At 41.7% G+C, this 23257-nt stretch carries 22 protein-coding genes; 3 read left to right on the top strand and 19 right to left on the bottom strand.

Annotation, left to right across the window (positions count from 1 at the left end; all coding sequences use genetic code 11):
• From ACVW0P_RS16670 to ACVW0P_RS16680, 3 genes are all read left to right on the top strand, one after another.
• The gene (locus ACVW0P_RS16670; protein WP_457133073.1) at positions 1-1467 is read left to right on the top strand and encodes a rubredoxin; all 1467 of its coding nucleotides are present in this window, start codon (positions 1-3) and stop codon (positions 1465-1467) included.
• A 27-nt stretch (positions 1468-1494) separates the two neighbouring features.
• Complete coding sequence (locus ACVW0P_RS16675) at positions 1495-2082, top strand: DUF4202 domain-containing protein (RefSeq protein WP_457133074.1); 588 nt, start codon at positions 1495-1497, stop codon at positions 2080-2082.
• Positions 2083-2760: 678 nt separating this feature from the next.
• Positions 2761-4185: a L,D-transpeptidase scaffold domain-containing protein gene (locus tag ACVW0P_RS16680; protein ID WP_457133075.1), complete on the top strand. Its 1425-nt coding sequence runs from the start codon at positions 2761-2763 to the stop codon at positions 4183-4185.
• Positions 4186-4312: 127 nt separating this feature from the next.
• Here the strand turns inward: ACVW0P_RS16680 and ACVW0P_RS16685 are convergent, their stop codons facing one another.
• The 19 genes from ACVW0P_RS16685 to ACVW0P_RS16775 form a co-directional block, all read right to left on the bottom strand.
• Positions 4313-4954, bottom strand: coding sequence for a hypothetical protein (locus ACVW0P_RS16685; protein ID WP_457133076.1), 642 nt, complete (start codon positions 4952-4954; stop codon positions 4313-4315).
• A gap of 360 nt (positions 4955-5314) precedes the next feature.
• Positions 5315-5755, bottom strand: coding sequence for a hypothetical protein (locus ACVW0P_RS16690; RefSeq protein ID WP_354431530.1), 441 nt, complete (start codon positions 5753-5755; stop codon positions 5315-5317).
• A gap of 4 nt (positions 5756-5759) precedes the next feature.
• A complete protein-coding gene (locus tag ACVW0P_RS16695) occupies positions 5760-7607 on the bottom strand; it encodes a zincin-like metallopeptidase toxin domain-containing protein (protein WP_457133077.1) in 1848 nt (615 codons plus the stop codon).
• A gap of 16 nt (positions 7608-7623) precedes the next feature.
• Positions 7624-7878, bottom strand: a complete 255-nt coding sequence (locus ACVW0P_RS16700) for a hypothetical protein (RefSeq protein ID WP_457133078.1) — start codon at positions 7876-7878, stop codon at positions 7624-7626.
• A 1-nt stretch (position 7879) separates the two neighbouring features.
• Positions 7880-8344: an SUKH-3 domain-containing protein gene (locus ACVW0P_RS16705; protein ID WP_457133079.1), complete on the bottom strand. Its 465-nt coding sequence runs from the start codon at positions 8342-8344 to the stop codon at positions 7880-7882.
• Positions 8345-8360: 16 nt separating this feature from the next.
• Entirely contained in the window at positions 8361-9209 is an 849-nt protein-coding gene (locus ACVW0P_RS16710; RefSeq protein ID WP_457133080.1) for a hypothetical protein, read from the bottom strand.
• A gap of 16 nt (positions 9210-9225) precedes the next feature.
• Positions 9226-10965, bottom strand: coding sequence for a type VI secretion system Vgr family protein (locus tag ACVW0P_RS16715; protein WP_457133081.1), 1740 nt, complete (start codon positions 10963-10965; stop codon positions 9226-9228).
• A 19-nt stretch (positions 10966-10984) separates the two neighbouring features.
• On the bottom strand, positions 10985-11602 hold the full coding sequence (locus ACVW0P_RS16720; RefSeq protein WP_457133082.1) for a hypothetical protein: 618 nt from the start codon (positions 11600-11602) through the stop codon (positions 10985-10987).
• Position 11603: 1 nt separating this feature from the next.
• Positions 11604-12572, bottom strand: a complete 969-nt coding sequence (locus ACVW0P_RS16725; protein WP_457133083.1) for a hypothetical protein — start codon at positions 12570-12572, stop codon at positions 11604-11606.
• A 97-nt stretch (positions 12573-12669) separates the two neighbouring features.
• On the bottom strand, positions 12670-13062 hold the full coding sequence (gene tssD, locus ACVW0P_RS16730; RefSeq protein ID WP_354431538.1) for a type VI secretion system tube protein TssD: 393 nt from the start codon (positions 13060-13062) through the stop codon (positions 12670-12672).
• Positions 13063-13149: 87 nt separating this feature from the next.
• Entirely contained in the window at positions 13150-13551 is a 402-nt protein-coding gene (gene tssD / locus ACVW0P_RS16735) for a type VI secretion system tube protein TssD (protein WP_354431539.1), read from the bottom strand.
• Positions 13552-13663: 112 nt separating this feature from the next.
• Complete coding sequence (locus ACVW0P_RS16740; RefSeq protein ID WP_354431540.1) at positions 13664-14233, bottom strand: NAD(P)H-dependent oxidoreductase; 570 nt, start codon at positions 14231-14233, stop codon at positions 13664-13666.
• A gap of 123 nt (positions 14234-14356) precedes the next feature.
• Entirely contained in the window at positions 14357-15745 is a 1389-nt protein-coding gene (locus ACVW0P_RS16745) for a DUF5458 family protein (RefSeq protein ID WP_457133084.1), read from the bottom strand.
• Between the two features lie 40 nt (positions 15746-15785).
• Positions 15786-16226: a type VI secretion system contractile sheath small subunit gene (locus ACVW0P_RS16750; RefSeq protein WP_354431542.1), complete on the bottom strand. Its 441-nt coding sequence runs from the start codon at positions 16224-16226 to the stop codon at positions 15786-15788.
• A 97-nt stretch (positions 16227-16323) separates the two neighbouring features.
• Positions 16324-18807, bottom strand: a complete 2484-nt coding sequence (locus ACVW0P_RS16755) for an ATP-dependent Clp protease ATP-binding subunit (protein WP_457133085.1) — start codon at positions 18805-18807, stop codon at positions 16324-16326.
• Between the two features lie 13 nt (positions 18808-18820).
• Complete coding sequence (gene tssR / locus ACVW0P_RS16760) at positions 18821-21187, bottom strand: type VI secretion system protein TssR domain-containing protein (protein ID WP_457133086.1); 2367 nt, start codon at positions 21185-21187, stop codon at positions 18821-18823.
• 19 nt (positions 21188-21206) lie between these two features.
• Positions 21207-22169 (bottom strand): PKD domain-containing protein, encoded by a 963-nt coding sequence (locus ACVW0P_RS16765; protein WP_354431545.1) that lies wholly within the window; start codon positions 22167-22169, stop codon positions 21207-21209.
• Positions 22170-22206: 37 nt separating this feature from the next.
• The gene (gene tssO / locus ACVW0P_RS16770; RefSeq protein ID WP_354431546.1) at positions 22207-22698 is read right to left on the bottom strand and encodes a type VI secretion system TssO; all 492 of its coding nucleotides are present in this window, start codon (positions 22696-22698) and stop codon (positions 22207-22209) included.
• 5 nt (positions 22699-22703) lie between these two features.
• Positions 22704-23222 carry a hypothetical protein gene (locus ACVW0P_RS16775; RefSeq protein ID WP_457133087.1) on the bottom strand — a complete coding sequence of 173 codons (519 nt, stop codon included), beginning with the start codon at positions 23220-23222 and terminating at the stop codon, positions 22704-22706.
• Positions 23223-23257 lie beyond the last annotated feature (35 nt).

Here is a 23257-nt window from a genome sequence, read left to right on the forward strand (position 1 = left end):
ATGACAACTACAGCAACCACCTATTGTGTAAAAGTAAACCTGCCCGGCGGGGTAGTATCTGCCGGGGATATGTTCGAGATACTTATAATTGCGGCTAAAGCCGGCGCAACGGATATCAGTATAGGCAATCGGCAGCAGTTATATTTTGACATTTCTGCCGATCTGCTGGACGGTTTGGAAATGGATATGATGCAAGCCGAACTAAGCTACGAAGTAGATACCGACAATTTCCCCAATATCATCAGTTCTTACGTAACGGATGCTATTTTCAATACCGAAAGCTGGCTGAAGGAAGGTGTTTACAAGGATATTTTCGACATGTTTAGCCACAAGCCGCGGCTCAAAATAAACCTGGTAGATTGTAACCAAACCTTTGTGCTGTTTTTTAGCGGCAACATGAATTTCATTAGTTCGCCAGTGAGCAATTACTGGTATTTTTATATCCGTTTCCCAAAAACAAACTATATCTATTGCTGGCCCAGCCTGGTTTATTCAGCCGATATTCCTGAAATTAGTAAGGTAGCCGAAGAAATAATTTTCGAGAACAAGCACCTTTTTTATGACCAGCCCGAGGTAAACCCGCAGCCGTTTTATGAGATGGTAACCGCGAACAACAGCTTTAGCGAACAAGCTATTACTGAGACGCTTAAACTACCCGATTTTTATTTGCCGTATTATGAAGGCTTTAATCAATACATCAATAACAAATATTGGTTGGGCATTTACCGCCGGAATGAACTTTTTTCCATTTCCTTCCTGAAGGACATTTGCGAACTATGCATTAGCACCCGCGTGGGGCAATTGTACACCACGCCGTGGAAATCGTTAATTGTAAAAGGGATAAGCGATGCTAATCGTAAAGATTGGGGCGCTGTGCTGAATAAATACCAGATCAACATAAGGCATGCTGCCAACGAGTTAAACTGGCAAACCGAAAACCTTTACAATGAGAGCCTGGTGCTTAAAAAAGATTTGGTGCGCATTTTTGAAGAGCACGACTTGCGCACTTATCGGCTTTGCTTCGCCATAAAAATGCAGCCCAAGACGGGGCTTTCCGGCTCCGTTATTATTCGCAAACAGGCAGAGGGTGTGTTTGATGTTTTGCACTCCCGCGATTTTAACCCCAATTATAAAGACCTCGTTTTATTTAAAAGCGAAGTGCCACGCAACGAATTGGCGGAATGCCTGATTGCTCTTTGTGGGCAATACTATCATATTTTAAGCCATAGCGGAACCACCATGCCCGAACTTGAACCCGAAATGGAGGAGGCAATAAACCTTAATGCCAAACCAAGCCTTTACCAATGCAAATATTGCCTCACTGTTTATGACGAGCAATACGGCGAGCCGGATAATGGCATAGTAGTGCAAACCGCTTTTGAAGATATTCCGCATTACACCTGCCCCGTTTGCGAAGCGCCAAAAGGCGACTTTTTAGCGGTAGAAAAAACCAACATTTTTGGTTAACGTATAAGGAATGCTTAATTTGTACCCATGGACAAAATAGCCGCTGCTTTTGAGCAATTTGACAACCATAATAAAACCGACCCGAACACTTTTGATTGGGGTGGTATTAGCTACCCGAGAGAATATTTTTTCGCCCTGAAATTATACGAATGGGTGATAAAACTTGAGCCCGGTGCCGATGAAGAATTACTCCTCGCCTCGCGCAGCCAGCATATCGGCAGATGGGAAATTCCCAGGGAAAGCTACCCCGAAGGTAGGGAAGCTTACCTGAAATGGCGCAGCGGCCTGGCTAAACACCACGCACAAATTGCAACGAATATCTTGCAGCAATTGGGCTATAACCAGCCAGAAATGGACCGGGTGGAACAAATAATACTGAAAAAGAGGATAAAGGCAGATGCCGATGTACAAACGATGGAGAACGCGCTTTGCCTGGTATTCCTTGAGTTTCAGTACGAAGACTTTTACCCCAAACACGATGACGATAAAGTAGTCAACATCCTCAAAAAAACGCTCTTAAAAATGGATGCACACGGACACCGGTTTGCCCTCGCTTTGCCCTATTCGCCGCACGGTCTAAGTCTGGTGAAAAAGGCGTTGGTTTTACTAAATTAAAATATCCCGCCTACTTTAGAAGCGTTATGACGTCTTGTTATCAAATACAGGCGGGGCCGCACAACATATCCACATTATTCCTGCTAATCTGATCCTGCTTGATATTCGTATCGAAGATTCAGTGAAAAGAGAAATTAAATTTAAGTTTAAAACATGAAAGTTGTTGCGGGATTTGTCGAATCTGGCGAATCTCTTTTGGGGTTACCAGAGATAAAGGTACTTAGGGCACTACGCATTTAAATCCGTTTTTGGCAATCAGTGCCTTTTTCTGTCCATCTTTTTAATATTCATTTTTACTTACAATAATGTTTCATCAAATCTGCAACCTAAAATGGTTGTTGGTTGTATCCTCGTGCTTTTTTGGGTTTAAACCAAAGTTATTGCTTTTGGCGCCTACTTTATCGCCTCTTTAGTTGACAACCCAATTATTTAAACTGTTAAAAACAGACTGCATTTTAAAAATTTATTATTTGCAGCATCTATCAGTTTCACATTCTGCTTTAATCTTTTATTCTCGCCATTGTCAATGGCATCTTTCAATAATAGCCTTACCGCCTGGCCGGCTTATCATTCAAACTTGACCAGTATCACATTTTGGCGTGCTGCCCATCAATGTATTTCCTGGCCAAAGTGCTTACTATTGTGCTATACTATCAAACTCATTAACAAGGACATGCAATGAAAAATATTTTTGTGATAACCTGTATTTGTTATGTACTGCTTCCCCCCTTCCAGTCAGCAGCAGCAAACACCAAAGATAGCCTGATTGCCAAAGAAATTACCCGGCTGCTTGATAATGGGGAGCCGGGCCTCCTGCATTTTCCGGGTACTGTAAAACGACTTTACCAACAAAATGGAAAGCAACCTATCTGGATGAAATCCCAAAATGGAGAAGGACCGGCGTGGCAGGTGATGATGATGCTCGATTGTGTGCTTCAATATGGCCTTTCGCCCGGTGACTATCACCCGGCAGAGCTAACTTATAATAGGATGCACCAGGCACTGGATACGCCCGCTAACGCCGGCGTTAACGAAAGGGCACGGCTGGAAATCGTACTAACTGATGCAATGATCACTTTCTTAAACCACTTGCACTATGGTAAATTCAATCCACGCAATACAACTGCGGTGATCGACGGAAATGATTTTAAAGGGTTTCATGCGGACAGCGCTATTTTAGTGGCAATTCATGAAAAACGGGCCTACGACTTTTGGGCAAACGCAGAAAAAGCACAGCCGGTGACTAAAGCTTACCGTGAGCTTCAGCGGCGTATGCGGCTGTTGGAAGGTCAGTATGCCGGGGACAATTATGAGGTGAGTAACCGGGAGATCCGGCTTATTGCCATCAATATGGAGCGTCTTCGCTGGCAGAATTTAGAAGAGGGCAATTATATACCCATTAATCTGCCGGCTTATGCGCTACAATATCATGAGCATGATAACGATTATACCTTCCGGGTAGCTGTCGGCAGTAAAGTTAACCATACCCCCGAACTGAGTGGCAGGATCACCTATCTGACGACGGCGCCTGACGTTGTTGTGCCCAGGGAGCGCTTTATCAACGAACTGCTGCCAGCCGCCATTCGCGACACGGCTTTTTTGAAAAAGAATAAGTATGCACTTTATGACAAAAGCGGCCGCTACATTGTAATCAACTCCAAAAGCATTTTGGCTGTTACACAGCATCCAAATAACTATAATCTCCGTCATGCTTCCGGACATGATGCCGCCTTGGGCCGGCTGGTTTTCCGCTTTAGTAATCCTTACCGTATCGATCTGCATGACATGCCCCGGAAAGCATTCTTTGATCAGGATAACAGGGCAATAACCACAGGTTGCGTTTGGCTCGACGACGCAGAAAAGTTGGGACAATTGGTGTTAACGAATGACGGCCAGCCCAAATCGGCCAAATCATTACCAAAAGCCATGAAAAAATATCAGCGTGAAGTTTTCATGCTTGGCAAACCCCTGCCGATAACAATCGTGTACCTGACTTGTGCAATAAAGGAGGGCGAACTAATCACCTACCCGGATATTTATCAAAAGGATGTAGAATTGGAAGCAAAGCTTTTTCCTGCAAATGAAATCCTGGCCACCCGCTGAATAAAGAGATGAAAAGCGGTCAAAATTTTATTAAACGTTATTACCGGGTACGAGCCGGAGATACGGCCGTAACCACAATCAGCCTCCTTACCTTACCACCATACAGGGCTTCGTGTTCCACTGATGCTTACAAATTGCTCGCTGAAGATGATCGGTTTGTAGACTTCCCGGATCTGGTCACCGCATAGGTTAAATACGTAAAAGCATTGTATTGGTATTGTTCGGGGGGAGTATCTATATTTATCTCGACGCCCCCAGGGTTGCCTTCGGTGGCACGGAGTTCGGTAAGTGGCTTATTTGCGCCGCGCACGCTGAATGCTAAGATTGGGTTACCTTTAGTACCATATTTTATGTTCGCAAAATGATCTTTATTTACTTTAGCATAAATTGTATTATTGTCAATAGCGCCAAAAAAGCCGTTAGTAAGGTCAAACATGGTTACCTGGTAATACTTGTTAGTGTTACCATCCAATATTAACCTGTAATATATTCTTGATTTCTTACTGCCATCCCTGCCCATGTTTTTTGCTTGCATAGATGTGGTGTAAGATTTTGTTGTATAGATATCATCATTAGGTAAACTACTCTTATCATACGCCGGAACCTGCACTTTAACCTCTGTTGAATTTTTTAGATAAACAGCAAGGTACTTCGAAACATCATTCTTGTTAATAAAAAAATAATTATAAACAATTAATAACACGGGCAATATTATTATAGCGCCTAAAATGTATCCGATAAATCCACCCATGTTTTTTAACCAACTCATTTCATTAGTTTTTTAATGCCACAACATTTATACCTTGCGCAGCGGATACTTCTATGGTAAATTTTCGAATCAATTATTGGGGGTGGACATCATTGATATTATTTAGACATAGTGCGTTTGAATATTATACATTTGATTTGCAACAAGGAATATACTGTTATCAATGGCTTAAGTAATTAAAATTGCCAATCCAACCTTGATTTACGGACACCCAGATTCCAGCAAATGGGAATATAATCACAATTAAGCCGCTATCTTTACCACTAATTACCAAGGCCTTTAAAATCTTAAATTTCTAACGTTTTAGATTTGATCTGATTAGCCTTCGCTCGTGTCTGTTCTCTTTGACTAAAACTAGTGTCAATATTCGTCCCTGGCATCATAAGTAGGAAAAGTAATCCATTGCTTACCATAAACAACATCTTTAAGGTCTGTTTCAAATAATGATTGTAGGTATGTTGATATTTCACTTACAGACAAAGATGGATTGTTCATATTTACTATGAAATCTGACGTAGGTTTTGCTACGTTGCCTTTTTTGAATTCGGTGTAATGTTTGATGTTCATACTTAAGTCAGTACTACAATCAGTTATGTAAATTTCAATTTCGGTAGTAGCTCTTGGATAGATCGTAAATATTAAGTGCCTGTTAAGAGCATCATTTTTCATTTCCAGTTTTGCAAAAATTCTTGCTTCATTGTTTTCATTATAAACTTTTGATGTATCAAATGAATACCCCCTTAAAGTCATAAAATTAAAATTTTGCTTAATAATTGCGATTAATATATCAATTGTATTCATAACATTATTTACCAAAAATTACGTTTCTTTCCATATCATAAAATACACTATTAGATTGTACATCTGGTGGATACCCCATATCTATTACCGTATATTCTTCAGCAGCCAGCTTTCCAGCCCATTGCTCATTAGCCTTGTACATTAATGTATTTTTTAGATCAGAATCAACAATCCACCCTTTTTCGTTCCTTACGTACTTACCTTTATTACCAAAATCATCGGCAACCTCTTTCCAGGTATACGTTTCTCCATCAATATTAAATAATTTATTACTTTGGTTTTGCTCGTTAAACAATTCCACATTTTTTCCATTGCCTTCTAAGTTTGCGCCTACATCTTCAACATGTCCCGCCATTTTTCTTCCAATTACTGCGACCTTACCATTTGTACCCTCCCTTACATTCACGATTGGTTTACCAGCTATTTCATCGCCAACTTTAAATTCTTCCGGTTTGGCGCCAATCTCATCATTCGCCTTTACGTTTTCAGCCTCATTTTTTACTACAGTCGGATCTTCAAACAAATCACCATTCTCACCTTTTTTGGGTGTACCACCTTCCATGGCATTCAGCACAGGGGGTAATCCCGCTTTTGAACGTTCGCTATTGATATAATTACGGGCATGATTCAATTCGGCATCACTAAACTGGCCTTTGTTTTTCACGATCTGGTCGTAAACATATTGTTCACGCTCAGCCCTGCTTTGTTTCATATAAGCATCTTTACCCAGTTCCCTCCATTGCTTGGCATGCTGTGCCTCATGAAACGCTTCGTAATTAGTAGCTCCTTTTCGTAAGTAAACTTTGCCATTTTGATTATCAAATCCAGCACGCACATTATCGGGCAAGCGACCGTTTTTATCGACTTCAAAACCGATACCCTGATCTTTTAAGCCTTCCTTATATTCCGTTAACTCTGAACGGCTCATTCGCTTACTCTCCAGGAAACCGGTTTTACCACTTTGTGGTTTGCCTTCCCATGGATTGCCAGCCATAGCATCAGGATCAACGGGCCCTTTTTTAGCTTCAGGTGCTATCGGCGCTCCCCAGGCTAACAATGCTGCGTAATCTTCTGGTTTACCCTGACCAGTGGCAATATTACCCATACTTTGAGCCGTTCCCTGTTCCATACCATAAGCCGAGCCTTGCGCACCGTGCAGTAAAGCATCCCCAGTACTGTCACCACCTACATACTTACTTTGTACGGCACCCATGGCACCAATGCCGCCACGCAAGGCAAGGCCCCAGCCTGAGGTCCAGGTGAGTAAATAATTTGCTGCCACGTTAGATAAAAAGGCACCCGCACCTTCGGTAAGTAAAACAATACCACCGGCAGCAGCCGCGCCCACCATAATGCATTTAAACATTTCGCCAGCAAAGTTGGTAACCCCTACAGCGATGGCCTGCCACCAATTTTTAATGTGAGGGGCCAGCCGGATTTGCTCGGTACCTACGGCGGTACATGTCATATATGAGCTATCTGTTAATGCCAACTGCCCGTTGATATAAACTTGCTGTTTAGGCATTAACCATTTACGGGCGGCCGCAGCCTTAGTGCCGCAAATAAGTGCTCCTGCCGCAGCGCCTACCGCACCACCTATTGCCGCGGCTGCTATTAAAGCAGCACCGCCTGTTACCGCGCAAAGCAAAGCAAAAAGAACTGCCGCTACTGCCATAAGTAACATTAATTTTTTGCAAACAAAGTCGCCAAATGACGTTGTTTGCACATCCGTTATCCGGATATATTTTACAGCTGATTTTTTGCTTGTGGTTACCTGCCCGCTCTTCATCTTAGCAGGCATCATCCCCCCGGTGCACATAAAAAAATCGCCCTCGTTCAGAAACTTGCTCATAAATATCCTTTCGTGATCAATCTGTTATATAGCCATGTTTGGTGAGTACATAAATCAGCTTAAGGTCAGTATCATCAATATAAACAAATGCCGATTCCTCTTCAAATACCGTATATGTGTAATTAACCACCCATAAGTTAACAATCTGACCTGTTTCTTCTATTTTAGCATTTGGCTTAAATTCCTGCACCTTAATGGTTTCATATTTGATCTTTAACCTTTTAAGCATCTCTTTTGAGGCCTCTAAAACTTCTGTGCTATTGTGTTTCATTTTACAACCTTTCCTGATTTACAGGCTGCCCGGCCTGGCTGTTAAAAATTTTGTCAAACGCTTCCTCAGGTGTCTGGCCCAGGCATTCAAAATAATCATCCACGCCCAAATAGATTCGTGCTTTTTCATCTGCCATAATAATCCCGGCCGAATTATTCCAATAAGCAATAGGCGTAAGCACCTTGCTATTAGTTAAAGACAGGTAATCCTCCTTTATGTCACCAGGAAACAGAACCGATACCGCCTCCTCCACATCAAATACGATCTCTTCTACCCGATTATTACGGGCGTTATAAAACGAGAAACTGAGCTCACCCAACTCCTGATATAAACTGGCGGCGGCACCCGTTAAGTCAAACTCATCATTATACCCTGATAATACGTGGGTAAACTTGTCAAGCTTGATACGTCGGCCTTCAAACCATCCGTTCTGTCTAAATATATGTAACGTTTTTTCTGAATACATGATTGCAAAAAACAGATTAATATTGAGTTAGCGTATATTTAATTTTGTTAAATAATAATTGCACATGTACTACTTCCTCTGTATAGTATGATGCTTTGGCAACCATCCCGGTTTCGGGATCAATTTGATATTTTCCTTTACAACTAATAACAGGCACCAGTGTAGCTGGTTCTAAAAAAGTAAAATGGCCATATGCGTTACGAAGCCAATCTGCATTGGGCCGTTTATCATTTTCACCCTCAAAAACCACCGTCTTATTATCACTGCTTTCAAAGTTGTAACGTATTGCCCAATCAATATCAGCTGCTTGGAATTTACTTCTGCGTGTAAACCTGCCGGAATAGGGTATGCTTTCTTCATATATCCCATTAAAGAAAATCTCGAAAAACTCCATGGCCTTTATGGTGTGCATTAAATTAGCATTGTTATCAAAAATATCGTCATTTAACCGTATCACACTGGCTATGCTTTCTTCGTTGGCGGTTAAGGCTTTAAGCTGACCACGTACCCTCAACCACTTATCTTTGATTTGCACCAGGTTATTTATAGCATACACATGGCCTTTTTTGTTAACTGTTACATCCAGTTCGTTATAAATTTCCTTAAAAAGGTTGTTTAACGCGGCCACGTCATGTACTGATGGATTATTAGTTGATATAATATGATTATCAAGCGTTAAAATCTCTAAACGATATTCTTGCTCTGTTATATTCTTAACGGTTACTACCCACCGGCATTCAGTTGTGGTAACAACGTTCATGGTACCAATTTGTATGTCGCTGTCGATAGTGCATATATATTTTTGTGCTACGCCTGTTTTTAAGATATCTACTTTGTTTTCTTCTTTATTAAGTAAGCTCCACATAATACATTAACGCTAATTAATTAATAAATACATTACCGCCATCAATCTTGCTTTCACCCTTGATGTGGTTGTTATCGGCTTCTACGTTAAATATTTTACCTTTTATACTGATTGTTCCATTTGTGTTAAGCGTAATGGAGCTATCGCCGCTTTGAAAGGTAATTACTTTATCAGATTTCAGCGTAATAGAACCATCTTTATTTTTCACTTCAATAAAGTTGCTTCCTGTTTTATGGCTGATGGTTTGTGCCGCAGTTGTTTGTACGGATCCATCGCCCTCGTGCACATTAACAACGTTAGCCGCTGATGTAGCCAATGTGAGCGCATGTGCTGCGTCGTCAAAACTTAAATGGCTGCCTTTGCGCGAGGTCATCCCTTTTAGATTACTATTGCTAAAGCCGCCGCTATCTACATTATTACTATGGTATACACTACCTAATATTACAGGCCTGGCGATGTTACCTTCTTCAAAATCTACAATCACCTGGTCGCCTTTTTCGGGTACCACTAAAAAACCGCGATTTTTTCCTGTATCTCCGCTCCCTGCGTTGGGGCTCATTACACGCAGCCATTCGGTAGGGTCGTTAGCAGTACATTTCCATTTAAATTGCACTTTAACCCGGCCTTGCTTTTTAGGGTCGTCGTTTTCTAACACGGTGGCCAACTGCATATCGGGATTTGGTTTTTGCGCGTTCTTAACCAATAGCTTTTCACTATCGGCAGATACACCTTCAAAAGTGTTTTGATAGTGCCCCACCCCATCCAACTGGTGATAAACGGCCGTTACCAAAAACTTACCAAAATCTTGCACCTCGAAACCGATTTGCCCGCGCATACTGGTACTGATGTTTACCACCTTACCCAAGGCAACCTGCGGATTATCGCCATTGCCCATAATGCTCAACAATTCGGATACTATCGCTTTATGCTCATCGTTTACAAACGTATCTATATCTTTTTGCGAGTTCACCCTTACATCAAGTGGCTCGTTGTATTGTTTACTGTAAACTTGATTAGAGGCCGCGATAGCATGCGAAAGATCGGCCGAGCCGTTACTCGTGCCCGACGGTTTAGATGTCAACAACTGATCCTGTACGGAATTGTACGAGAATTTTTGATAACTAAGCGGCGAGATTTGCATACCGTACTGGATGCTGTGCAGATCCCTACCATATATCAGGGTTATCTCCTCCAGTTTGGTAGGTTTGCCAAAATTCAGTTTTGTGCCATCGTAGTAAAACCACTCGTGGTATTCTGCCGATAGGCGGTTTATAAACTCAAAATCACTTTCGCGATATTGGATCAAATAGTCAATTGGCGATGTGTATGTTGGCGCGATGTTAAAACTCAGGTCATTTTGCGGGGCGTCGGCTGTGGCCTGCTGTAAAATGGTTTTAAGATCTTTGTCCAAATATGAACCTAAATCGGCACCGCGATCTATCAGGATGCTCGGGCTAAAGCCACTAATTACAATATCTCCCTGAAAGCCGTGGCTCTGCGCTATCTCTACCCGGGTAATTTTGCCGGTAAACTGGTGGTCGGCATCTTCGGTTCGGCCAAACTGCACCGTAAGATTTTTACCAATAAATTCTTTTGACTTCTCGAGTGTTACATTGTTGGTATTCTCGATCTGGTCGTGGTTAAACCGCAACTGAAAGGTATGGTGTTCGTTAAAACGTTGCTCCAGTGTAAAAGATGAAAAGTGCGCAATTTGCGTACCCTCTATGCTAATATGTACTTTTATCTTGCTATCCATTTTGTGCGGCTTAGTGTTATTATTTTAATGGCCATGGCCTATAGTAGCTTATAACTTTATAAGCACCTTTTACTTTACCAAAAACAAACCCGAAAGAAGTTTCTTTGCCGTTACCTTCGGTGTATTGTTTTTCTAACTCGTATAATGTACTGCCTTTATCAGTAGCTTCTTTTAAAGTGAGGTAATAATTTTCGGCAGTTGTTTTATCAATTTCAGATAGGTCATTCTCTTTACTTGCAGGTATCAGTTTAAGCGCGTCTTTAGTGAAAATATCATTGTAATACTGTGAAAAATCATGACCGGTTATCAAGCCGTCGTTAACATTAACAGGGTTACTTTTTAATTCATCATTTGTCCACTGCGGTAAAGTTTGCAGTGGAAAACTGAACATTTTTACAAGCTGTGCTTTATTGTTAGCTTTAACAGCATCTTTGAAAGCCTTAAAAAACAACCTGAATTGCTGCTCGTCAGCCACTTTATTTTGCGTGCCCGTAGCTGCGGAAACGGTATCTTTTGTTTTAATATCCGTTGCAGAATCGGCCTGCCTATTTCCTGCCGCGCTGCCATTACATGCATAAACCGCCGGTAGCAACAAGCTAATAGTTATAAACTTTATATATTTAAATAGCTGCTTCATTCTAATTCCTGGGAATACTGATCAATGCCCTTTGTTCCATTCGTTTTAATATAACCGCTGCACCTAACTGGCTGGATACTGCATTGGCATCGTAAACGCCATCTTTTACGTACTTACCTTTGGTATAATGGTTAGAGTAGCTCCACAAGTAAGGAGTATGGATACCCTTTCTGTTATAACCAAAACCATTGTATCCTTCAAGCTTGAGCAATATGAATGATAAACTCCAGTTGGTAACCTGGTCATATTTCATCAGCTTGATAGCATCTACCGCACTTTCTTCAAATTTAAAGGGAGGCGCGTGCCCTACCTTAGGCCTGTTGGCCGGTACATGTACGGTATAACCGGTTAAAGGATCGCCGTTATGCAAATGGTGTTTAAAACTAAAGTTGCACTCCATGTAATGCACGCAAGCTATAAAATACCACGGTACCGATGAGCCTGCAAAAAAGTTTGTACCGCCAAAAATATCACGGTTCAATCCAAACGGATCGTTATTATCAACGTACTTGCCTGTGAGCAGATCGTACTTTTGGTTAAAGTTTAAGCCCATTGATGGCTTGGGTAAACTAAATGGCGTTAACGGTGTAGTTAACACTCTTAAAGCCGTGGTATCTATCGGCAATGCGGTAGATGTAGAGTCGGCAATCGGAGCTGCTGCAGAAGCCGAATCGGCAGCTAACGGGAACCTGTTAAAAAATGGTGTATAGGATGACTGAAACAGAGGTTGTTTATTTAAAAACGAAGTATTGATACCCCCTCCTTTTACCAGGCTTGACACCCCCTCGTACCGTGCCCGGTTAACAACTATTTTTTCGTCAATTATTTTATCAATTGCAGCTACCTTTTCTTTCTTGATCTCGCACGTGTTAAAAAGCAATATGTATTCCATAGCTGTAGGGGCTACAGACTTAACTTTTTTGCGAATGGTAGGCGAACCGTGCTTAATTATTCTTTTCTTTTTTTTCATTAGGTAGATTAAAAAAGAAGCTGACCGGATTAAAAAAAACGGAGAAGATACTCTTCTATCTCCTCCGTATCTTGGTATTTGCGAGTTCGGCTAACGCCTATTTCGGCCAGTCGTTCTCGTGCTCGGCATTGCCAATTTTAAGCTTGCGGGCAGACAATACGAAACTAAGGGTCATAGGTGCGTTCCCAACTATAGAAATACCTTCGTTATATTGGATGATATAACCATCTTCAAAAGTTAGTTCTTTCATTTTGGCATCCTCTTCAGATTTTTTGAAGGTGATGGTACCACTTAATGGTTTGTATTGGTTGTTCACCATCGATTCGATAACCGAAGTATCTTCGGTTGATTCTACTTCAACCTGGATGGTACCACCATAAACACCTGATGATGGGCGACCTTTCGCGTCAACATCTCTGCTTAGCGCGTAGCTGCACTGCAGCACGTCAAACTCTTTCGAGCCTATGTTAATTCTTGCTTTAAAAGCCATGATAATAAATTTTGTTGTGTAACAATCAGAGGCACCCTTAAGCCATTTCGGCAAAGCGTAAACTCAATTAATTAAAATAAGATGGAATTAGTTGGCGCGTCCCGGCCAGTCGTTAACATGCTCTGCATTACCAAGTTTTAACTTGCGGGCAGATATGGTAAACTTGTAGGTCATTGGTGTATCACCAACAATGTTTAAGCCTTCAGAATACTTCACAATGTAACCGTCCTCAAAGGATAGTTCTTTCATTTTAGAATCTTCGTCAGATTTTTTTACCAGCAACGTTCCTGTAACGGGTTTGTACTGATTGTTAACCATTGATTCAATAATCGACGTGTCTTCGGTCGACTCAATCTCTACATCGATAGTACCACCGTAAACACCTGATGACGGGCGTCCTTTTGAATCAACATCTCTGTTTAGGGCATACGAGCAATTAAGTACATCGTACTCTTTGCCCGAAAAATTTAATCTTGCTTTGAAAGCCATAACGATAAATTTTAAAGGTTATTATTAATAAAACCGACCATCGGTTTTTATATATTAACTACAGATGAGATTATATATTGTTTCGAGAAATAATAAATCAACCTATAATTATCTATATCAGCTTGATACCGAAGCTATAAAGTTTCTTAAGCCACTTTTGAGCGTATTGATTTTCAAGGGAATAGATATGGCCAATAGCACTTGTATGCACCGGTTTAATATTACATTTTTCTAAAACAGATCGTTTAATAGAAAGATAAGTAGCGCGTTGTGTTTCTTGCCAATCGGCCCAGGCAGCCTCATCCAGGATAGATACGATACGTGCGGAGCGGCCGCGAAAATCATTACTAAATTTTGGCTGGTTTACCACAAATACCTGGTCAGGCATAAAAATGCGGTCAAAGAAACCTTTTATTTTAAAATTGATAGAATCTTTAAATACAGGGCAAAATACCACAATATGGCTGGCCCACATCAACTTAACAACAGCATCCGTTAAATCCGCCTCCAACCCGCCAATACTGCCCGGCAGCTGCTTATTAGGGTTAAATTTAAGGTCGGCAATTACAATATCTTTTACAGACGCCTGCCCACCTTCGGCTCCGTGCCTGTAGGCATTAATAAGGGCCTGTGTGGTTTCGCCCTTATTTACATCCGCGTTTATAATAACAACATGCTTCATTTGCTGCCACAAAAGTAAGCAGTAATTAATTACATGTGCAGTAATATTTAAACTTAACCTAACATTAAATTAAAATGCCCCGCCTTTATTACAGGCGGGGCATAAACAAATATTATATAAATATTATTGTTGTTTGTATTCGGTGTTCCAGGTGGCACTGGCATCTTCACCTTTATGGCCGTCTAACTTAACCACAAAACTTTTTGCAGGGAAGTAAGGAGTGATATTGATATCCAGGTGGATCCTGTCTTTCTGTACCTCATCACGTTCAAATTTTATGATCTTGAAACGTTCTATCAAACGATCGGGCCCCTGGATATTATCCAAAAACTTAACTATCTGAGAACGCAGGTCCTGCTCTGTTTTAGAGTTCCAGTTCTCAAATGCACGGCGGTTCAAAAAGTCAAACAATACTTTGGTGATGTAATCAAATACACGCACTACCGAGTAGGTTTGTAAGCCAATATTATCGCCATTAAATAAAGTTTTGGCAGAAAACGCCATTACTTTACCATACTCGTTAACCATTGGCACCAAGCCAATACGTTCCAGGTGAGAGATCTCGCTTTTCTTCAGGTCGAAACGCACGCCATCTACTTCGTTTACGGCACCGTGTTTTTTACCCGCGGTAACCTGCGACATTAACGTGTAATACATTTTACCCGCCAATGCAGATGAGCCCGGTACGTAAAGGTCATCCTCTTCGCCTACCTCGGCTACTTTACCACGGCCAACCATCCAGTTACACGTCATGATCGTGTTAGACTTGAAGGCATCGCCACCGGTTAGGTTAGCAGATGTAAACAGGTCTATCACATCATCCGGTTGTTCCAAGTCAGCAAAGTCAGTCACCAGCATTACTTTGTTCTCGAAAGCTATCTTTGACCATTTTTCGACCACCTTGTTCGACCCCAGGTAACCGGGGATAACCATTATAGAGTAGTTTTTCCGCAGATCCAACCTATCGTAGTTTTGTTTAAGCTCGCTGCCTACGTAATCAATAAAGCGTGGGTTATCCAATTCTTTCAACTGATCTAACGACGCGTTCATGATCACTAAATTCTTCACCTTGTCCGACTCGGTGTTTTTATAAAATAATTGTAACGAGCGGTAGGCCTGCTCCAGGTCACGTGTGCTTTCAAGTGCATCGTGGATATTGGTATTCAGGTTCTCTTCGGCTAATTGCAGCTTTTCGGTACTGTTTGTAACCATTTCGCTAACGTTGCCGCCTGTTTCAAGGGCTTCTATCCATTGGCTAAGCTTTTGTTTAAGCTCTTCGCGTTCCAGTTTCTTTTCATCATCTGTCAAAAATATCTGTTTACGCGCTTTACGTTCAGGGTTTAAGTTTTGTAGGCCATCTATTGTAGTTTCCAATAGGTCGAAACCGCCAACCCTTGATAATTTTTCAAGGCTTTGGTTTAGGTTAAGGTCTTTCTCAACAGTTTTTTCCGCTGTTTTAAAACCCTGTGCCGATGATGCTTCGTTACTGGCTTGCTCGTTTGGTGTTGCCATAATGCTTTTGTATTAACTGGTTAAGGTTATGTATCTTCAATTATTGTTCAAGCTCTTTTACAAAACTTTTAAGTGCGCTGATAAATGCAGCCCTTGTTTCGTCATTGTCAAGCGTGGTCTTTAATGTTTTGTTTGTTTTAAGCTGCTTAATGATATTCATGTGCATCTCGCGCTCAATGTTAAGCTTGCGCAGGTAGCTACTTTGCTGCACAACTTTTTTCACGCCAAAATCGCTTAGGTTCTGAAACTTAAGGTTTTCAGATATGGTTGATCCATCTTGCTTAGTAAGCGCGATGTTTACATTTGGTTTATAATGTTCAAAAACCTCCTCCACAGTTTTCAAGCCTTCTACTTTCTCGGGGCGTAACGGCTCATTATCGGTTAGTTTCTGAATAAACAATGTTTTATTGGGAGATATCTCACCAAATGCTTCTGAGGTGTCAACTTTCGTTTCGTTTCCTCCTATTTCGTAGTTATACATAGGTATGGGATAAGTGTAGATGCTTCAATTTATTACTACAATGTGTTTTTGTAACAAATTGTTTTATTAAACAAGTTGTTATTTAATACTTTAACATTTAATTAATAGTCCATTCCAATTGGTCCGAATCCTCTTTTTTAGTGATACTGATGGTTTGACCCTTTTTTAATTCGCCCGAAATTATATATCGGGAGATTGGGCGCCTTAACCGGTTACGGATAACACCCGACAACTGCCTTGCACCATATTTTGGCGTAAAGCCATCCATAGCCAGCATTGTTTTGGCATCATCCGTTATAGCGAATCCAATACCCATCTTCTCTAAAGGTTCGATAAGGCTCTTCAATTGGATATCGAAGATCCTGACTACATTTTCTTCGGATATTGGTTTAAACGGAACAATCTCTGAAAGCCTTGCCAAAAACTCGGGCCTGAAATGCTTACTCATCACTTCCATAAACTGGTTAGATGTTGGCAAATTACCCTGGTTTAATTGTTCGGCAAGCCACTCGCTGCCAATGTTAGAGGTAAACAGCACCAACGAATTAGAAAAATCGCCCTCTTTACCCAGCCTGTCGTGCAGATGGCCTTCGTCTAATATCTGCAGAAAAATATCAAATACGGATGGATGCGCCTTTTCAATCTCATCAAACAATACTACCGAATAAGGTTGTTGCCTTATTTTATTTACCAGCAAACCACCTTCTTCATATCCTACATAACCGGGAGGCGCGCCATATAGCAAAGCCGCAGAATGCTCTTCCTTAAATTCCGACATATCAAACCTTATCATCGCCTTTTCATCGTTAAACAAAAAGTCGGCTATTGATTTGGCAAGTTCTGTTTTACCTGTGCCCGTTGGGCCAAGTAAAAAGAAGGAACCGATTGGCTGCCCTTTTTTATTAAGCCCGCTGCGTGATTCCAGTATGGCATCAGAGACGGCCTTCAATGCCTGATCCTGCCCCACAACGCGTTTTTTCAAAAAGCTTTCCATGTTTAAAAGCCTTTCTTTTTCCTGCGCCTGGATCTTACCCATCGGGATACCAGTTTTATAAGAAATAATGGCGGCAATATCGTGCTTATCTACTTCGCTGGTTTTATCCTTTGCAAGTGTTTCCAGCAATGGAAGGTTACGGTTAAAGTATTCGATATACTCATCAGCCGTTTCAAATGCGCTTACCTGGGTATCATCTTCCAGCTTGCCCAAAAGCACAGCGCTGGTTTTATTCTGCATTATATTGTAAAGCCATTTGTAATCGGCTACGATGCTGTCGGCTTCAATTTCCGCGTTTTTGAGTTCGGTAAATTTCTCTTGCAACTCGGCCAGGGTCATGTCCGATGTATCGTTCATAAGCCTTATGGCGGCCATGGTACGGTCCATCAGATCAAATGCAGAGTCGGGCAGGCGGCGGTCCTTCATATAGCGTTTGGCAAGCCTCACGCAATCCTTTACCGCTTCATTATTTATTTTCAAGCCGTGATGCTCCTCGTAATAAGGCACCAGCTTTTCAAGCATTTTTATGGCGGTATCAATATCAGGCTCATTTACCTGCAACACCTCAAACCGGCGACTAAAAGCCTGCTCCGGCTCAATTATTTTTCGATATTCATCAATGGTAGTAGCACCAATAACGGTTATCTCGCCGCGGGCAAGTTCTGGTTTAAGCAGGTTACCCACACCTCCACCAATAGGGCCTTTATTATCCAGCAGGGTATGAATCTCGTCTATAAACAAAATAGCCTTATCAAACTGCTTTATTTCTTTCAGGATATTTTTAAGGCGGTCTTCTATCTCGCCTTTATAAGATGCCCCCGCAATAAGCGATCCTAAATCCAGTTCAAACAAACTTACATTCAGTAAAGATTGCGGCACCTGGTTATTCACGATATCCAAAGCAAAGCCATCTACCAATGCGGTTTTACCTACACCGGCATCGCCTGTAATAATTACGTTTGGCTTGGTGCGGCGGCTCAATATCTCCATGATCATCCGCGTTTCCTTGTCGCGGCCTATAATGGGGTCAATTTTCCCCTGGCGTGCAAGATCGGTACGGTCAATACAATACTTCATTAATGCGCCGGTAGATTTACCACCGCCATTGCCGCCATCACCACCCGTAGTTGGTGGAGCGATAGCATTTTGTACACCTTCGTCCTGTATGTAAACATCCAGCAGTTCTTTCTCTTTTACCGGGAATGATTTTAGCTGCCCGGCATCAAACCCTACATTAGGCTTGCTTAACGCGATAAGCACGCAAATAGGTGTAATAGCATCAAGGCCAAGTTTTACACGTACGTTATCGGCTTCTTCAAAAGTTAGTTTAACGGCATCGTTGCCAAGCATTTCATCGGGCACCGTTATAGATCTGGGATATTCCTCCATCCTCACATCGGCCCAATCGCTGATGTAGGCTGCATCCTTATCTATCGATGTAAGAAAATTGCGTAGCCCTACTTCCTGGTGCATCAACCCTTTTAATAAATGCGCGGGGCCAAACTCTTTATGATGGTATTCTTTGGCTAAAGATTGTGCAACCCTTACCCCTGTTTTTACCGAATCGCTTAAACTTATTACACTCATTGGTTTGTGTTGATTAGTTGTTCCAGTTTGCCTGGGTTACGTAATAATAAATTTGGCCGTTTGATACAAAGTGCTGTTGCAGCAATGCCTGTTGTTTAATTGTATTGCGGCATTTTATAAGATAATTGATATAAGCCTCAAACTGCCCTTGTGGCATTTTATCGGTATCCTTAATATCTTTTACCCTAAACTGCCCAAGGCTTTTATTAGTTGGTACAACAAGCCCGGTAGTTTTGGTGATGTAATCGGTTATCAGCATATCGCGGATCGCTGATTTAGGAAAATCTTTTAACCCCATGTAACTGCGTACAATGTTGACGTAGTTTTTGTACAACTGGCTGCGATAATTACCGGCATCCTGCTGTAAGTTCTCACCTATCATCATTGATAAGATGTCCGTCATTTGCTTGTACTCGGCATCGTTTAATATTACCAAATATTGCAATTGGCTTGGGTTTGTTTTTACCACATCGGCGGGTAAGTTGGCTTGCAAAAAGTATTTAAAGGCGTTGTGAGGCATATCGTCGCCAAGGCTATCGGGCACAGGTGCGGTAAATTGCGATGTAACTACCGGTTGTACAAACCGATGCTCGCGGCCTGTTAACCTAAACACGCTGTCTAATGAGTGGGTTTGGGTTTTAATATCTAACTGGGTTTCGGCCATAAGGCGTTTAACCGCGATAACCATAGCCTGGTTAGTTTTAACCACACCTTTGGGCGGGAAAATCACTGCACCCTGTATAATGCTGTTCTTTGGATAATCAAGGTAGAAAGAGACGGTATCAGACAGCGATACATTAAATTGCTGTGTGCTGGTAAGGCCCTCGCCAATAACCATGCGTTTCTTTTTATTATCGGCCAATAACGTGGCAGATTGCGATACCAGCTTACGTGATTGTATTACAAAATCGTTGTAAATAGGGTTGTAGTCGCTATATAATTGAATGGCCAGCAAACGTGCATCCGAAGCCGCCATTTGGTACGACAGATCAGCTATATCATCGGCAGATGCGTTACCTGTACTACCTATTAATACAATAAGGTTAGTTTCGTCCTTGCGCGCTTTAAACATATTTAACGCGCTGCGTAAACCATCAAAAACAGGCTGGCTATTTGGCGCCGGCGAACATGCCGATGTTATAGACGCCTGTTTATCTAAAAACTTAACCACCCTGCGGTAATCCGTATTAAATGACTCATGCTCTACGCCACCTGTGGTGCAATTGGTTTGTCCCCGATAAACAACTGCGGCGTAGCTTAACTGGTTCCCTTTATCGTAAAGGTCAAAGGTGTTTTCGAACGATTGAATGGTGTTGGTTAAGCCAGAGAAGTAATTACGCATAGAGCTACCACCGTCTACCACAAATACAATATTAATTTTGTGTGTATTCCTGCGGATGCTCAGGTAATCCTGGTAAGACAGGTGCCCGCCTTTGATATTGATAATACTGTTGTGAGATTTATCGTAAACATCGGTAGCAACGCCCACCTGCAATTTACCGGTTTGGCCATTGGTGCCCAATACAGGCAAGCTGCGTAATAATGGCTGATCCTGATCTATCAGGGGATCAAACACAAATGGTGTAGCCACGCCATTATAAGTTATGGCGTTGTTTATAACATTGGCTACCGAATCATCAGAATCAAAATTACCATCCTGCTTAGCCGAGCCTATATATAATCGGTTACCCCAACTATGTACCGCATCGGCAGGTAACCAGCCATATATGCTACGAGATGCACTATCGGCAATTAACTGGCCGTCTGATCCAACCAAAACCGTTTTACCATCAGCAGATTTTTTGTAGATATACAGCAACTGGTGTAATGCTACCTTAGTTTTTTTATGTTCTAATTCGGGCGAGTTATATACGTAGAGCGAATCTGATCTGTCAAAATACACTTTCGGCATAGTCAACGGGCCTTTGCCGGATGCTATGGTTATCGATTTTTCGGCATAGCCACTTGCGGGGTTTACATAAGCCGATTGCCACAACAACATTTTATCAAGGCTGATCCACCCGTAACTCTGTGCTGCTTTTTTATTGGTTAGCTTACGGCCTTGTACTATGCCCGGCTCGTATTTAATAAGTTTAGCGTAGCCGCCCTTTACCTGGCTTACATAAAAAGGCTGCATAAATGATATTTTCTTCATCACCAATGAGCCGCCCGGCGCCGTATAAGTATAGTTCTCGGCTCGGTCAGAAAATACGATCCATGGTAACGACGATTTTTTACCGTCATCGTGGATGTTGGTACGGCTGTTTGGTTTCTCGAACGCTACAGGCAGCGTTTGTACTTTTCTACTAAATGATACCGGCGACTGCGCACTGGCAGCCAGCGTTGTAAATATGGTTAAAACGTATAGTATGTTTTTCATGATAATTAGGATAGACTGATTATTTTGAACGTTTAGCTGCCGCGTTTGAGGTTGATGAATGCTGCTTAACTGTGAGCAAGCTGGAGCATGTAGATTTTGGCTTAAGTGTAACCTGTGCTTCATCAATACTAACCCCGCCGCCAAAGGTTAGGCGCATACAGTAAGAGTAAAAATCGGTTTGTTTATTATCCCCGTTCGAGTCGAGGTTTACAGTTACCTTTTCATCGCCACAGAAGTATTTGTTAACCAAATAGTAGTAGTGAGTATTAAAATCGGCACCATTAGCTATCGCTTGCAGGTGTGCACGGATATCATCTATTACTTTTCGCTCGCCTTCGCCGGGTGCAACAATTGCATTTACTGTAGAATCGGGATTAGTGATGCGGATCTTGTGCAGAACAGGGCGGCTGCCATTATCGGCATTAAGCCTTACAAAATAAGTACCCGCATTGTGGTAAGTGTAAAGCGCAGTTGGGCCTTTAACATCTACGCGCCCGGTTTCACCGAACGACCATTCGTAAATGCGGGCGTTGCCTTGTGCCTCTAACCTTACTTCTTCGTTAACTATCCCCTGGGTTGGGCCATTAACGGCAAGCGAGGTGTCTTTTAGTAGTTGGGCAACGGTATCTTTTACATTTATAGGGAATTGTTGTTGTAATTTGCCATCAACCGTTAACCTTACAATATAAGCCCCTGTTTTTTTGAAGCGGTATGCCCCGTTTTGTTTGTCAGATTTATCGCCATTCCCAAACTCCCACTGCCAGTTTTTGGCGTTTTCGGTATTATCTGAGTAAACGAGGTCTTCATTGATGGCGATCTCGTCTTTTAAAATTTTGGCGTTTACGTTACGCTTATCAAAAAGCGAGCTCTTGAATAAAAAAATAAGGCCGGCTAATAGCAGGATGCTTACTACAATGTAAAGGAAAATGTAATTTTGCCTGTTGGTATTAACCGGGCGGCCGCTGTTGTAATCTTCTTGCATTGGGTTAAGGTGCTTTGTTTTACGGATAGGATTTATATTAATGGCCTGCAGCGCTCATGTTTTGCTGCAATTGCCGTGTAGAAAGTTTACAATCGTCTAAAAGCTTGTTGATGCGCCTTATATCGCCATAATTGCCGCGTAACTCGCGCTTATCATAAAAAAGGCTCTCGGGTACTTTTGAAGCGTATATAAAGCACTTGTAACGTGTATCATAAGTCCTGCTGTTATAGTAAGAGCGGATAGCCGTTATGGCGTTTTTAATATCGTTCTCTAAAAATAGCGCCTGCACATCGGGGTTAAACTTCACAATGCGCGAGTATGTGGTGTCTATACCAGGCATTGCTTCGGCCACCATACCTTCAAAACGGTCTTCTTCGGTAATCCTTTTTGCATAGTCTTCTTTAGATATATTGCTATTATCCTGGTTATTGTAAAAAATAGCAGTGCATAACAAGCCTACGGTAAACAGGAACAGGGCTGTAAAAAATAAAAACTTCTCGCGCTTTTCTTTTATACTAAACTTCATCATATGTATTAGCGGCCAAATCGTCCTTTAATTCTGTTAACTGCACTGGTGTTGGTTCTGTTGCACGCCGCCAATTGCGAGCGAAGGCTCTCTATCTGGAAACGCGTGGTAAACAACGAATCTTTAATATTTGCGGCAACGGATATATTATCGCTCAATTTTTTGTAAAGCTCAAAGCTTTTTAAACCGGTGGTGTTTTCCTGTAATTTGCCCTGGATCCTAAGGTTTGCTTCCTGGATATCATTAAGCAGCAAGCTTTGGTTGTTCAATTCTTCCGAATTCATTTTGGTGAATTGCGATAGCTGCTGCATGCGCTGCAAAATCAGATCGAAATTATTGTTAATATCGGCACGGATAGCCACCAGCTTATCAGACTCTTTTACTCTTTCGTTAAGCAGCACCACCTCGCGGTTGGCTGTAAAAAAATAAAAAAACACGATGAGGATCGTAAACGCTACAGTGGTAGCAAAATATAGGATGAAAGTGATATAGGACCGGCGTAGATCATTATTGTTAACTGGCTTCATTAATAAGTATCAATAAACGGTTTAGTAAAATTTAT

Source organism: Mucilaginibacter sp. UYNi724, assembly GCF_054057495.1.